Genomic DNA, 14,500 nt, shown 5'->3' with positions numbered 1-14,500 from the left:
CAAGTTCTGTTACACTTTTTAAGAACAAATAAAATGGAAGCAGCTCATGCACTTACTTGGCGTTGATATTGGTGGCACCGGCATAAAGGCGGCCATCGTAGACTCTACCACTGGCGAGCTAATTAGCGAGCGCCACCGCATTGCCACCCCACAGCCTGCCACGCCCAAAGCAGTAGCCCAAAGCTTAAAGCAAATGGTTGAGCATTTCTCTTGGCAAGGGCCTATTGGTTGCGGCTTTCCTGCAACGGTTCACCATGGGGTTGCCCAAACTGCCTCTAATATTGATAAAAGCTGGATTGGCACCAACGTTGAGGCCTTATTCGCTGAATATACCGACTGCCCATGTTATGTAGTCAATGATGCCGATGCAGCCGGTATGGCCGAAATGGCGTTTGGCGCGGGTCACCAACACCAAGGTGTGGTAGTAATTATTACCGTAGGCACCGGCTTAGGTAGCGCAGTATTTGTAAATGGCGAATTGCTTCCCAACACCGAGTTTGGCCATATTATTCTAGAAGGACGTGTAGCCGAACACTACGCCAGCGCCAGAGTGCGCGAAGCAGAGGAGCTAAGCTGGAAAAAATGGGGCAAGCGTTTCAACCTTTACCTACAGCGTCTCGAGTTTTTAATGTCGCCCGACTGCTTCATTATTGGTGGCGGTGCCAGTAAAAAATTCGAAAAATACCAAACACAGCTGGATCTAAAAGCAGAAACTTTGCCAGCTCAAGGATTAAACCAAGCTGGCATTGTTGGCGCAGCCATGTACGCCCAGCATCAAAGCTAATTAAGATTCGAGAATAGAGCCGCTTAAGTAAGATTGGCGAAGCGGCTCGTCAAAATGCTCAATGCTATAACGCAGCAATTCTCTAGGCAGGACGCTAAGGTGCTGTTGCAAAAAAAACTCTACCGCAGGCTTATCTCTCTTGGCCAGCTCTCTAAGCATCCACCCCACCGCTTTGTGCATTAAGGGGTGAGTATGACTATGAAAACGCTTAGCTAGCGCAATCGTAATATCAACGTCATTTTGGCGTATGTAGTAAAAGCAACTCACCATAGCAATGCGCTGCTGCCACATGCTAGTACTGCTAGCAAATTGTTCGAGCAGTTCCCAATCTTGATGATGCCAGATAAAAGGCCCAACAATTTTAGGGGCTGAGCAATCCACTAAATCCCAATTGTTCACGTTCTTAATATAGCGCTGATAAAACGCAAACACTGCTTGTTGCTCGTCATCAGACTTAGCTTTTTGATAATGCTGACACATGACTACCAGAGCAAAAAAGCGCTCTTCATGAAAAACAGAACAAATTAAGTCTGTAAGTTGCTCTAGCGGTAAAAGGTAAGCTTTGGCAACTTTTCTTATGTTAGGTACCCGAATACCTAAAAACTGATCACCTTCGCCATAACCGCCGGGCAATGCTTGAAAAAATGTCGGCAAAAACGCGGCCTTTTCTGGCTCAGCAAACTCACGTAGGGCTTGTTGAACTTGCTTGACTTGATCCATTGTTCACCCTTTTATGGAAGCAAAATGCTTACTTTAAGCACCAGCTTAAACCACCAACAGAGGTTTGCGTATTTTATACCAATCACACTAAGTAAGTGTTCAGAAATAACGCAGGTAAAATTATCGAGAATAAGGCAGGATTTTTCGATAAGTAATTATTCTACAATTAAAAATTCTAACGCAGTTATCGAGTATTTTGACCAGATAGAATAAACCGTTACTTAGAACGATTGGTATTAATCGCTTGGCCACAAAACAAGAGGCAAAAAAAAAGCCCCGCATCAATGATGCAGGGCTTTAGTTTGGAGCGGCACATCAGGTTCGAACTGATGACCTCAACCTTGGCAAGGTTGCGCTCTACCAACTGAGCTAGTGCCGCTTAATCTTTATCACTATTTAGTGTGTTGAGAGCCTAACCGAAGGTTGCGCTACTCTTTATATCCACACTGAGCTAGTGCCGCTTAATCTTTCTTAAAACTAACTTTAACTACTTGGTATTAGCTAAAGCTTTAAATCTGGAGCGGCACATCAGGTTCGAACTGATGACCTCAACCTTGGCAAGGTTGCGCTCTACCAACTGAGCTAGTGCCGCTTAATCTTTATCACTATTTAGTGTGTTGAGAGCCTAACCGAAGGTTGCGCTACTCTTTATATCCACACTGAGCTAGTGCCGCTTAATCTTTCTTAAAACTAACTTTAACTACTTGGTATTAGCTAAAGCTTTAAATTTGGAGCGGCACATCAGGTTCGAACTGATGACCTCAACCTTGGCAAGGTTGCGCTCTACCAACTGAGCTAGTGCCGCTTAATCTTTATCACTATTTAGTGTGTCGAGAGCCTAACCAATGGTTGCGCTACTCTTTGTACCCACACTGAGCCAGTGCTGCTCAATTCTTTATCACTAACAAAAGTGACAAGCCTAACAGTCGTAAGGCCGTGCCTTCACGTTGTTTAGGGCTGCGAATTATACGAGGAATTTTTACCTTTGCAAGAGCTGTAAAAGAAAAATTTGCAGCTCTCAAACTGTTTGTTTAGTTTTCGCCCAGTTTGAAGAAGGTTTTTTGATAATGCTGCATTTCAGCAATCGATTCACGAATGTCGTCTAGCGCGAGATGGGTACCACTTTTAGTGAAGCCATCTAGAATCTCAGGCTGCCAACGGCGAGCCAATTCTTTCACCGTGCTCACATCAATATTTCGATAATGGAAGAATTGCTCAAGCTCAGGCAAATACTGATGCATAAAGCGGCGATCTTGGCCAATGCTATTACCACACATTGGTGATACCCCTTTAGGTACCCATTGCTTAATAAACTCAATAGTTTGTTCAGCAGCTTGCTGTTCGTTAATAGTGCTAGCAAGCACTCGGTCAACTAAACCAGAACCCGTATGAGTAGTTGTACACCACTCATCCATGCCCGCCAACACCTCATCAGATTGATGCACAGCTATCACTGGCCCTTCTGCAAGAATGTTTAATTGAGCATCGGTAATAATCGTCGCGATCTCTAAAACGCGATCAGTCATGGGCTCGAGACCAGTCATCTCCATATCAACCCAAACTAAGTTCTGTTCACTAACAGTCATGTTGACCCTATTTATATTTCGGAAATATTTTCCGCAAATCTTTGATAAGCGGTATCATAGCGATTTATTACACTTACTTGAATAGCAGTTTTCGTGACAAAGAGAAAGAAACTGAGCCAAGGTCAGCTTCGCCGTGTGCGCAGCAACCAAGAAAAGCGCTTAAAAAAACAAGATAGCCACCAATGGTTAGATGACCAGTTGGGCCCTCAACAAGAGGGAACTATCATTAGCCGCTTCGGTCAACATGCCGATGTGGAAGCCAGCAATGGAGAAGTGTTCCGTTGTAATATGCGCCGTTCAGTAGGCTCTTTAGTTAGTGGAGATGAAGTAGTTTGGCGTGCCGGCAACGAAGAGCAATCCGGCATTCGTGGGGTAATTGAAGCCTGTCACGAGCGCCGTTCAGTGCTTACTCGCCCCGATTTTTATGATGGAATTAAAGCTATTGCCGCCAATATCGACCAAGTTGTCATTGTGTCTGCGGTACTTCCCGAGTTTTCCACCAGCATCGTAGACCGCTATTTAGTTGCCGTAGAAGATGTTGATCTTGAGCCAATTATTCTGCTGAACAAAGTTGATTTACTTGATGCAGAACAGCGCAGCGTTATAGAAGCACAACTCAAAAATTATCAGCAACTCGGCTACAAAGTTATCTACGCCAGCACCAAACAAGCCGAAGGGCTTGACGATTTAAGCCAGCAGTTAAGCAATAAAACCAGCATCTTTGTTGGTCAGTCTGGCGTGGGTAAAAGCTCATTGGTGAATAGCTTATTGCCTGAGCAGAGCATAGATACCAAAGAAGTCTCCGAGATGTCAGGGCTTGGTCAGCACACCACTACCACTGCACGCTTATATCACTTGCTATGTGGCGGTCGCTTAATCGATTCCCCAGGGGTTCGAGAGTTTCAACTATGGCATCTTGAAAAAGACCGAGTAGCCTGGGGCTTTATCGAATTTCGCCCTTGGTTAAATCAATGCCGTTTTCGTGACTGCAAGCACCAAGGAGATCCTGGTTGCGCAATGCAAGAAGCGATAGACTCTGGCAAAATTTCGCAACAACGTTTCGACAGCTACCAGCGCATTCTCGAAACGATGGAAAGTAACAAACCTTCTCGGGCTATTCCCGGAAAGAAATAATCAAACCAATAAACAACGAGAACTTAGCGTGTTAGACAAAATTAAAGTTGCCGCCCAGTACTGCTTTCCTCAACATGGTTTATCCCGTTTAGTGGGTAAACTAGCTCAAGCTGAAGCAGGAAAGCTAAGCCATTGGGTGATTAAAAAGTTCATTAATCGCTATCAAGTAGACATGAACGATGCGGTTCACAGCGAACCCAGCGCTTATTCAAGCTTTAACGCGTTTTTTACCCGCCCATTAAAGCCGGGTGCCCGCCCAATTGTTGATGGCGACTACAACTTAGCTCACCCTGTAGATGGCGCAGTAAGCCAATTAGGGCCTATTCAGCATGGCCAACTGATTCAAGCCAAAGGCCATGACTACAGTGCCCGCGAGCTACTCGGCGGAGATAAGGCTTTAGCCGAAGAATTTAGCGACGGCGACTTTGCTACCATCTACTTAGCCCCCAAAGACTACCACCGCATTCACATGCCTTGTAAAGGTAAACTGCGTAAAATGGTCTACGTACCAGGGCAACTGTTCTCGGTTAACCCACTAACGGCTGCCAACGTGCCTAACCTGTTTGCCCGCAATGAACGCGTAGTGGCAATTTTTGATACCGAGTTTGGCCCCATGGCCATGGTATTAGTGGGTGCCACCATTGTAGCCAGCATAGAAACCATTTGGTCAGGTACAGTAACGCCACCAGGTGGCAAACAAGTATTCACTTGGAATTATCAAGACCAAGAAATTAGCCTAGATAAAGGCGCAGAAATGGGCCGCTTTAAGTTAGGCTCGACCGTAGTGATGCTATTTGCCAAAGACGCCATAGAATTTGAGCAATCACTAGCGCCAACAGTTGCCACCGTAATGGGGACTCACTTTGCAACTAAAGCTGAATAGCTACTGCAAGCCTTGGTAATTCTTTACCAAGGCTTATTCAATTCTGCTTATTATTACGCTATTTCAAATATTTAATATAAAATAACTAACAAAGCTAAGCGCAATGATGCGGTCTTAACCATGGCTGTTTACCAATGACTTTATCGATTTTCTCTCGCGGTTTCCTAGTATCGCTACTGTTTTTTTGCTTAGCGGCACAGGCCAACGTGGGTGGAGAATCTCATCTCAAAGGTTTAATTAGCTCTCTCGATACCCAGCCCAGCAACTTAAATACCCAACAACAGCAACTCATCTATGAAGAATCCTTAGCGCTATTAAAAGAGGGCAATAGTTACCGCGAAAAAGCCAAATACTACCGCGGTATTATCAACAATTTCTCCCGCCTACGAAAAGAACAACAAGAGCAACTTAATCAATATCAAGCGCCGGTAATCGACAACTTAGCATCGCTAAATTCGAATCAATTAAGTGAGCAGCTCACTATCTGGCAAGCTCAGCTAAGCAATACCAACAGCCAAATTGACGAGCTAAAACAGCGCCAATACCGCATCGATTTAGACGTAAGTGAAAATCACCAGCGCAGCGGCCCACTGCGAGAGCAATTAACCACGGTGCGTGCCAAGCTTGAGCAATTGGAGTTTGGCGTACTTAACGAAGTGGAAGAAGCCGAACGAGTTCGCGCCCAAGTCAACGAAGCCAGCTTAACGGCTCAACTGGCCATGGTGGAACTTGCCGCCCAAAGTGCAAACCATCGAAACGAACTACTGCAACTTGAATTAAGCGTGCTCCAACGCAAGCAATTGGCAGAAAAGCGCATTCTAGAAAGTGTTAAAAATCGACTATCGCTAGAACATCGAGCAGAAGCTCAGCGTCTGTCTGATCAGCTAGCTTTTACCGCTCCCGAATTACTGAATGACCCAATAGTGAAGAACTTGGTTGAACAGAACCAATTACTACAAACTGAACTATCGGCCTTATTTGAGCAAAGTGAAGAAATTGCCGACTTACAAGAAGAAGTAAACGACGAGCTTGAACACATCAAACTCACCTTTGCCAACTTTAAAGAACAAGTTTCCTGGCTGAAGGTCACTCGCTCATACGGTGAATACCTACGAGAGCAAATCACCAGTTTGCCAAAATTCAAAGCGGTAGCGCCAATAGAGCAGCAGATTATTGAAGTGCGGATCAGTAAACATCGCCACCAAAATCTGCTTTACAACCAACGTAATCAAAGCCAAAGAAAGGCTCAGCGCGAGTTCATCGCCAGCTTAAATCAAGAACAAGCTCGAGTATTTAATCAGCATTTAAAGCTTAATCAGCAGCTGTCTGATAAGTATCTATTAGAGCTAGATGCCAGATTATTTGAGCTAGCAAGACTCAAGCTGGATTATTCCAAGCTCAATAGTCAACTTAACACCATCAACCAAGAGGCCAATCAAGAGCTATTCTGGACGGCCGACGTAAAAGCTATCGATTTAAGCTTTTTCAGTGATATTCGTTACTCCTTGATTTGGTTATTTAGCGCTCAGCAGTATTCTCAACTCAGCAATGCCACCACCAAGCTGTCTTGGCTATGGTTAGCCTGGTTGGTGTTAGTGGCAGCCAGTGTTGCTTACGTTTACTACCTAAAAAAACATTGGCTTAAAGGATACCTGCAGCGCGTCGATTCAAAGACCGGCAACATTACCCGTGACAAATTTAGCTATACCCTTGCCAATTTGTTAGTCAGTGCGGTATTTGCCACACCCTTGGCGCTATTTATTGCTAGCGCAGGTTTTGCCCTGATGTATGAGTGGGAATCTTCCTTCGCCCGCGACGTGGGAGATGCCTTATTTAACGTTGCCATCGTATTGTGGCTATTTCACTTACTGCAGCAGTTTTGCCAAAAAAATGGCCTCCTAAATACCCATTTCAAATGGCCTTTGGTAAATATCAGCCAAGCCATTACTTTAATCCGCCGCTTGGTTTACGTAAGCTTACCCTTAGTATTTATTCTCAATCTGTGCATATTACAAACCAGCCAACCCACCTATAGTGGCTTGGCACGCTTGAGCTTTATAGTGCTGCTATTGTGGGTGGCTTATGGCTTTCATAGCATCTATCGCATTGAGCTTCCGGTTAACTATCACTTAGACATTTTTAAAGCACCGCAATTAGCTAAAAAGCTGATTTGGGGCGCCGCCATTAGCATTCCCCTAATGGCTGCACTGGCTTCTGCTGCTGGCTTTTTTGCCACAGCATTTACGGTTTATTGGCAAGTAGTGCTTAGCTTCATCATTGCTGCAGTTTTCTTACTGGGTTATTTGCTTATTCATCGCTGGATGCTATTGCAACGCCGCCGAATTGCCTTTGACCGAGCCAAGGTGCGCCGCGCCGAAATGATTGCCCAACGCCAATCTGAAGAAGAGGATCCAAACAGCTCCAACGAAGGTGTTATCGACTCAATCGATGAACCGGTTATCGACCTAGACACCATTAGTGCCCAGTCTTTAGGCTTATTACGCGCCGCCTTTGTATTGTCTTTAGTGCTAATTCTGCTGCTGAGTTGGTCGGAAATGACCAGCGCCTTCTCATTCTTAGATAATGTCACCCTATGGGAAAGCAATAGCAGCCGCGCCGGCGTCGCAACGGTAGATGCCATTACCCTGCGCTCGTTAGGCTCGGCCTTGCTGGTATTTTTCTTTGCAGTGGTATTAATTCGCAACTTGCCAGGCTTACTAGAACTAATGGTGCTTCAGCACTTATCCCTTAACCCAGGCACTGGTTTTGCTATCACCACCATGATTAATTACATGGTGATATTGTTTAGTATTTTCAGTGGATTTGGTTTACTGGGTATCGAGTGGTCGAAATTACAATGGCTAGTGGCAGCGCTCACCGTTGGTTTAGGTTTTGGCCTTCAAGAGATCTTTGCTAACTTTATTTCTGGCTTAATTATCTTGTTTGAAAAACCAATTAGAATTGGCGATACCGTCACCATTCGCGAACTTACCGGTACTATTTCTAATATCGAAACGCGCGCTACTACAATTGTGGATTGGGATCGCAAAGAAATTATCGTACCCAACAAAGCCTTCATTACCGAGCAGTTTATTAACTGGTCGCTTACCGATCCCATCACCCGCGTGGTGCTAATGGTGCAAGTAAAACAGGGCTCTGATAATGAATTAGTCACCAAGCTGCTGCAAGAAGCAGTTGATGCAAATAGCCTCGTATTGGCCAATCCAGCTCCAGAAATCTACTTTACCGAGTACACCAATAACGGAATGAAATTTGAGATGCGTATCCACGTAAGTGAAATGCGTTACCGCTTACCGATGACCCATGAACTGTACACTTTGATCAATGACAAGTTTAAGGCGAATAAGGTAGAGATAGCCTACCCACAATTAGATATATCTCTCAATACCTGAGCATGATTTTGCTATCTTAGGGCTACAAAAAACTACTATTTCAATTAATTAGCCCAGAGACCCTCGATCATGGCCGTGCAAAAACATTTCAAACTGCTGGTTTGTTTTATTGTTCCCCTGTTAATACTGGCGCTTCCCACCAGTGCAATTCCACTACCGGAATTAACCGTAGTTCAACACCGTATCATTGCTATCTTTGTATTAGCGGCGCTGCTGTGGATTTTTGAACCAGTGCCAGTGTTTGCCACTTCACTATTAATCATCACCCTAGAACTGGTGCTCATTTCTAACCAAGGGATTAGTGCCATAGTGGCCGATACCGGGCCTGCGCCAATGGGCGACTTGCTTCCTTATACCAGTATCTTTAATGCTTTTTCATCGCCAATCATCATCCTGTTTATGGGCGGTTTCGCCCTAGCCATTGGCGCGTCTAAGTTTGAGCTAGACAACAACTTAGCCCGAGTACTGCTAAAGCCTTTTGGTAAGCGCATCCCAATGATAATGCTTGGCATCATGCTAATTACCGCAATTTTCAGTATGTTTATGAGCAACACTGCTACCACCGTAATGATGCTGGCGATTGTAGGCCCCTTAATTGCCGCCGCGCCACGTAACGACCTTGGTATGAAAGGTCTGATTTTGGCAATTCCCGTGGCGGCTAATACTGGTGGTATTGGTACTCCTATTGGTACCCCACCAAACGCAATCGCCCTGCAATATATTCCCGAAGGACAAATTACCTTCGCTTCTTGGATGGCTTTTGGCATTCCCTTTGTGATTATTCAATTAGCGATTGGCTGGTTTTTGTTGTGCAAGCTCTACCCCTCGGAAACCGGTGTATTAGAACTCAATCTAAAAGGCCGCTTTCAAAAAAGTACCCGGGCTTACATTGTATATGCCACCTTCGCGCTCACCATTTTATTGTGGTTAAGCACCGCCTGGCATGGCATGAACAGTTACGTAGTGGCGATAATTCCTTTAGCAGTGTTCACCCTCACCGGGGTCATTGGCAAAGACGATCTCAAGCTATTTAACTGGGACGTACTCTGGCTAGTGGCCGGTGGTATCGCCATGGGCATGGCACTGGAGAAAAGCGGCTTAGCCGCCAAAATCGCCACCTCTATCGACTTTGCCAGTCTGCCAACCTTAGCGGTGATTGTAGCGCTATCGATTGTTTGTGTGGTAATGGCGAACTTTATGTCGAACACTGCCACCGCCAACTTAATTATGCCGATTGCCGCTGCGGTAGCCACCAGCTTAAACGGCTTAGATGGTGACGGCGGCATTACTACACTACTGATCATTGTGGCGCTATCTGCTTCCTTAGGCATGATGCTACCGGTAAGCACCCCGCCTAACGCCTTGGCCTACTCTACTGGCTTTATCGAGACCAAAGACCTGATTAAGGTAGGTGGCGTTATTGGCTGCACCGGTTTAACCCTGCTTTACTTGGCAATGATGGTATTTTTATAGGTAACTAAGTACGGGAGCGAGAGCTCCCGCTGACAACCTTAAGCGCGGTCAACACTAAAACTTTGCACCGCTTGAATATTGGCCGCGTCTAGGGCCAGCATCAACAAGCGGTCAATACCTAGAGCAACTCCCGCACAAGCGGGCAAGCCCGCACCAAGTGCAGCTAGAAAATGTTTATCAACTTGAACCGCTGGCAAGCCCATATTCTCACGCTGTTGTTGGTCTTTAGCAAAACGCTCAGCCTGTTCTTTGGCATCGGTGAGCTCATGGAAGCCGTTGGCTAACTCTACACCTTTAAAATACAGCTCAAAGCGTTCTGCGACTTGTGGATCTTTTGCTGAAATTTTAGCTAGCGCGGCTTGTGATGCTGGAAAGTGATAAACAAAACAAGGGCGCTGCTGGCCAATTTTAGGCTCAACGCCCAAGCTAAATAACAACTGCAAAATGGTGTCTCGATCAGGCTCATTCGCCACTAAATCTTCAACCGATAGACGTTTAGCTACAGCAACAAACTGAGCTTGGCTAGCATTGATGGGATTGATGCCAAGGTGTCGCTCAAAGGCTTCAACATAGCTTATGCGCTCTGCCTTATCACAAGCCAAGACCTCGGTGATTAACTCATCCATTTCATCCATTAAGGCAAAATGGTCTAAACCAATACGGTACCACTCCAGCATTGTGAACTCAGGATTATGAAAACGCCCCGCTTCTTCATTACGAAAAGCTTTAGCCAACTGGTAAATACAGCCACTTCCTGCAGCCAGTAATCGCTTCATATGAAACTCGGGCGAGGTTTGTAAATACAAAGGCATGGTTTTGGGTGCTGCCGGCCCAGACAAAGTTGTACTAAAGCTATGCAAGTGCACATCGCTCACGCAGGCTTGGCTCAAACAGGGAGTATCAACTTCCATCACTTCACGCTTGGCAAAAAAACATCTGATTTTATTAATGATTTTCGCCCGCTGCTGAAGAGATTGAATACTTGCCGAGGGTTGCCAAAGTGTTTCAGACATGCAAATTTTTTCCTGCATTGAGTTAGAGAGTTTCGCGAGGTTTTATACCACTTTGCTAACAAAAGCGGGAGTTATATCTCAAAAGACAAATTATCTCAGCCGCTTGCGCAAAGTAGCGTCAATATTTGATTTTAGTCAAACACCAAAAAGCTAATACCCGCACAATCATTGTAGGCTTATTTCGTATGGAGAAAAGCGTGGAAGTAATCAAAACTGATGTTGCCATTGTTGGCGCTGGGGGCGCAGGTTTGCGTGCTGCTATTGAAGTTGCAGAACAGCACCCAGAGTTAGAAGTGGCACTAATTTCAAAAGTATACCCAATGCGCAGCCACACGGTTGCCGCCGAAGGTGGTGCTGCTGGCGTAGCCCAAGACCACGACAGCTTTGAAAACCACTTTAACGACACCGTTTCGGGTGGCGATTGGTTGTGTGAGCAAGACGTTGTAGATTTTTTTGTTGAACGCGCGCCTAAAGAGCTTACCCAGCTAGAGCATTGGGGTTGCCCCTGGTCTCGTCGCCCAGATGGTAGCGTAAATGTGCGCCGTTTTGGCGGCATGAAAATTGAGCGTACTTGGTTTGCCGCTGATAAAAGTGGCTTCCACATTCTTCATACCCTGTTTCAAACCTCTATCAAACACCCCAGCATTAAACGCTACGACGAACACTTTGTGCTCGACCTCGTGGTTGAAGATGGTGAAGTAAAAGGCCTAATCGCCCTAGACATTGCCGAAGGCGTAGCTAAGCTTATCCAAGCTAAATCGGTAATTATTGCCACTGGCGGCGCAGGCCGTGTCTATCGCTTTAATACTAACGGCGGCATTGTGACCGGTGACGGCATGGCACTGGCTTATCGCCATGGTGTGCCCCTGCGAGATATGGAGTTTGTCCAATATCACCCAACTGGCTTACCTGGCTCAGGCATCTTGATGACCGAAGGTTGTCGTGGTGAAGGCGGCATTCTTACTAATAAAGACGGCTACCGCTACCTACAAGATTACGGACTAGGGCCAGAAACACCGGTAGGCAAACCCGAAAACAAATATATGGAACTAGGCCCACGTGACCGCTTAAGCCAGTGTTTTTGGCAAGAGGCACAATTAGGCCGCACCATTGAAGGACCTAACGGCGACTACGTAAACCTAGATCTAACCCACTTAGGCGAAGACTACTTACTAGAGCGTTTGCCGTTTATTTGCGAACTGGCCAAAGCCTACATGGGTGTAGACCCAGTGAAAGAGCCAATCCCAGTGCGCCCAACCGTTCACTACACCATGGGCGGTATTGAAACCGACGGACGTTGCGCCACCTCAATGAAGGGCTTGTATGCTGTTGGCGAATGTTCGTCAGTAGGTTTACACGGCGCTAACCGCTTAGGCTCAAACTCACTAACCGAAATTACCGTGTTTGGCCAAGTGGCTGGCGAATCGGCTGCACGTAATGCCATTGTTAGCGAACATAGCGACAGCGCCAGTTTACTCGCCCAAGCAGAGCAAACCTTAGCGAGTTACCAAGCGCTAAAAACCAACCAAGGCGATGAGAAAACCTCAGATATACGCAATGAGCTAGGTCGCACCATGGAAGCGGGCGTGGGTATTTACCGCACCGCAGAAACCATGCAGCAAACCATCGACAAAATTGCCGAGTTAAAACAGCGTTATAAAAACATCAAGTTGGTGGATGACAGCGAAGTATTTAATACTGAATGGTTATACGCGGTTGAGCTGGGTTATCTGCTCGACGTAGCCGAAGCTATGGCAGTTTCGGCCATCAACCGTAAAGAGAGCCGTGGCTCTCACCAACGTATTGACGGCTTCGAAAAGCGTGATGACGTGAACTTCCTTAAACATACCTTGGCTAACTACCGCCCGGATAGCGCGCCAGAAATTAGCTATAGCGATGTGAATATTACTAAGTCACAACCCGCCGAACGAGTCTACGGCGCAGCAGCCGACGCCCAAGAAGCAGCCAAGAAACAAGCGGAGGCAAACTAACATGACAGACTCAATTAAAATCGATATTCTGCGCTACCGCCCAGAAAGCGATAACGAACCGGTATGGCAAAGTTATGATGTGCCCTTCACCAACGAGATGTCACTGCTAGAAGCCTTGGCTTACATTAAAGACGAACTCGACCCCACTCTTAGCTATCGCTGGTCCTGTCGCATGGCCATTTGTGGCAGCTGCGGCATGATGGTAAATGGCGTTCCAAAACTTGGCTGCAAAACCTTCCTTCGTGATTATAAAAACGGAATGAAAGTCGAAGCCTTAGCGAACTTCCCCATCGAGCGCGATTTAGTGGTAGACATGAGCGACTTTATTGAGAAGTTGGAAGCTATTAAGCCCTACATCATCAATGACAACCCGCGTGCTTTAGAAGATGGTTGCCACACTCAGTCACCTAAGCAAATGGCCCAATACAAGCAGTTTTCTATGTGTATTAATTGCGGCCTTTGTTATGCCGCATGTCCGCAATATGGCTTAGATAAATCCTTTACTGGACCTGCCGCATTAGCGCTGCTTCATCGCTATAACCAAGATAGCCGTGACGCAGGCAAAGCAGAGCGCATGAAGATAGTAAACGCTGAAGAAGGCGCTTGGGGCTGTACCTTTGTTGGTTACTGCTCGAAGGTATGTCCGAAAGATGTAGACCCAGCAGCAGCGATTCAACTTGGTAAAGTAGATAGCGCCAAAGACTATGTAATAGCCATGTTCAAGCCAGGAGAGTAAGCATGAGCAAACGTAAACCTTATGAAAGAAAAATGGGTGCAACGTGGTGGCTAAAAAACACGTTTCATACCAAGTACATCATCCGTGAAGGCTCAAGCCTAGTGATTGCCATCTACAGCTTTGTATTGCTATTTGGCTTATTTCGCTTAAGCCAAGGCGCCGAAGCCTTTAATGGCTGGGTGGAAGCCATGAGCCAACCCGGCTGGATTGTATTTCACCTACTCAGCCTTGCGTGGACGCTATACCACAGCATTACCTGGTTTAGCTTAGCCCCCAAAGCCGCCAACATTTGGCTAGGCCAAAAGCGCGTACCCGACAGCTGGATAGTAAGTGGAATGTACGGCGCTTTGGCAGTAATAAGCTTAGCTGGCTTAATCTTGGTTTTGATTTAGGAGACACCAATGAAACGTTCTAATGAACCTGTATTTTGGGGAATGTTTGGCGCTGGCGGTATGGTTGCTGCGCTCTTCACACCTATTGCTATTTTAATTACCGGCTTACTGGTGCCTATGGGAATTATTCCGGGCGAACAATTCTCTTATGAGCGACTCCTAGCCTTCTCCCAACACTGGTTAGGCGCAGCAGTAATTTGGATAGTGATTAGCTTACCACTTTGGTTATGTATGCATCGCCTCTATCACACCCTGCATGACTTCGGCATTCACGCTGGCAACTTAGTAAAAGCATTGTTCTACGGCGTAGCATTTGCAGGCTCTATTGCTTGCGCAACCTTGCTATTACTAGGCCTTGTGTAAGTAGTTTAATAA

Annotated in this window: 12 protein-coding genes and 3 tRNA genes; 9 read left to right on the top strand and 6 right to left on the bottom strand. The window is 46.1% G+C overall.

The window, feature by feature from the left end; translation table 11 throughout:
- Window positions 1-46: 46 nt before the first annotated feature.
- Window positions 47-784, top strand: coding sequence for a polyphosphate--glucose phosphotransferase (ppgK, locus tag K5609_RS03125; protein ID WP_221075916.1), 738 nt, complete (start codon window positions 47-49; stop codon window positions 782-784).
- Here the strand turns inward: ppgK and K5609_RS03120 are convergent, their stop codons facing one another.
- The 5 genes from K5609_RS03120 to orn all read right to left on the bottom strand — a co-directional run bounded on the left by K5609_RS03120 (window position 785) and on the right by orn (window position 3,090).
- Entirely contained in the window at window positions 785-1,504 is a 720-nt protein-coding gene (locus tag K5609_RS03120; protein WP_221075915.1) for a DNA alkylation repair protein, read from the bottom strand.
- A 303-nt stretch (window positions 1,505-1,807) separates the two neighbouring features.
- A tRNA-Gly gene (locus K5609_RS03115) sits at window positions 1,808-1,883 on the bottom strand.
- A gap of 137 nt (window positions 1,884-2,020) precedes the next feature.
- A tRNA-Gly gene (locus tag K5609_RS03110) sits at window positions 2,021-2,096 on the bottom strand.
- Between the two features lie 137 nt (window positions 2,097-2,233).
- Window positions 2,234-2,309 (bottom strand) — tRNA-Gly (locus tag K5609_RS03105).
- A 226-nt stretch (window positions 2,310-2,535) separates the two neighbouring features.
- Complete coding sequence (gene orn / locus K5609_RS03100; RefSeq protein ID WP_221075914.1) at window positions 2,536-3,090, bottom strand: oligoribonuclease; 555 nt, start codon at window positions 3,088-3,090, stop codon at window positions 2,536-2,538.
- A gap of 93 nt (window positions 3,091-3,183) precedes the next feature.
- Here orn and rsgA point away from each other — a divergent pair, with 93 nt between their 5' ends.
- The 4 genes from rsgA (at window position 3,184) to K5609_RS03080 (ending at window position 9,993) form a co-directional block, all read left to right on the top strand.
- Window positions 3,184-4,224 carry a small ribosomal subunit biogenesis GTPase RsgA gene (rsgA, locus tag K5609_RS03095; protein WP_221075913.1) on the top strand — a complete coding sequence of 347 codons (1,041 nt, stop codon included), beginning with the start codon at window positions 3,184-3,186 and terminating at the stop codon, window positions 4,222-4,224.
- Between the two features lie 28 nt (window positions 4,225-4,252).
- Window positions 4,253-5,107 carry an archaetidylserine decarboxylase gene (asd, locus tag K5609_RS03090; RefSeq protein ID WP_221075912.1) on the top strand — a complete coding sequence of 285 codons (855 nt, stop codon included), beginning with the start codon at window positions 4,253-4,255 and terminating at the stop codon, window positions 5,105-5,107.
- Window positions 5,108-5,241: 134 nt separating this feature from the next.
- Entirely contained in the window at window positions 5,242-8,520 is a 3,279-nt protein-coding gene (gene mscM / locus K5609_RS03085; RefSeq protein ID WP_221075911.1) for a miniconductance mechanosensitive channel MscM, read from the top strand.
- A gap of 69 nt (window positions 8,521-8,589) precedes the next feature.
- Window positions 8,590-9,993, top strand: coding sequence for an SLC13 family permease (locus K5609_RS03080; RefSeq protein WP_221075910.1), 1,404 nt, complete (start codon window positions 8,590-8,592; stop codon window positions 9,991-9,993).
- 38 nt (window positions 9,994-10,031) lie between these two features.
- On the opposite strand, the gene epmA is transcribed toward K5609_RS03080, so the two are convergent.
- Window positions 10,032-11,006 (bottom strand): elongation factor P--(R)-beta-lysine ligase, encoded by a 975-nt coding sequence (gene epmA, locus K5609_RS03075; protein ID WP_221075909.1) that lies wholly within the window; start codon window positions 11,004-11,006, stop codon window positions 10,032-10,034.
- 197 nt (window positions 11,007-11,203) lie between these two features.
- Here epmA and frdA point away from each other — a divergent pair, with 197 nt between their 5' ends.
- From frdA to frdD, 4 genes are read left to right on the top strand one after another with little or no spacing between them, the layout of a single operon-like run.
- A complete protein-coding gene (gene frdA, locus K5609_RS03070) occupies window positions 11,204-12,997 on the top strand; it encodes a fumarate reductase (quinol) flavoprotein subunit (protein WP_221075908.1) in 1,794 nt (597 codons plus the stop codon).
- Window position 12,998: 1 nt separating this feature from the next.
- The gene (locus K5609_RS03065; RefSeq protein WP_221075907.1) at window positions 12,999-13,733 is read left to right on the top strand and encodes a succinate dehydrogenase/fumarate reductase iron-sulfur subunit; all 735 of its coding nucleotides are present in this window, start codon (window positions 12,999-13,001) and stop codon (window positions 13,731-13,733) included.
- A 2-nt stretch (window positions 13,734-13,735) separates the two neighbouring features.
- Window positions 13,736-14,125 (top strand): fumarate reductase subunit C, encoded by a 390-nt coding sequence (locus K5609_RS03060; RefSeq protein WP_221075906.1) that lies wholly within the window; start codon window positions 13,736-13,738, stop codon window positions 14,123-14,125.
- A 9-nt stretch (window positions 14,126-14,134) separates the two neighbouring features.
- A complete protein-coding gene (gene frdD, locus K5609_RS03055) occupies window positions 14,135-14,488 on the top strand; it encodes a fumarate reductase subunit FrdD (protein ID WP_152785545.1) in 354 nt (117 codons plus the stop codon).
- The last annotated feature ends 12 nt before the right edge of the window (window positions 14,489-14,500 follow it).

The sequence above is a fragment of the Agarivorans aestuarii genome, assembly GCF_019670125.1.
GTDB classification, from domain to species: Bacteria; Pseudomonadota; Gammaproteobacteria; order Enterobacterales; family Celerinatantimonadaceae; genus Agarivorans; species Agarivorans aestuarii.
Note: the sequence above shows the minus strand (reverse complement) of the source record. Positions and strands in the feature narration are given on the sequence as shown.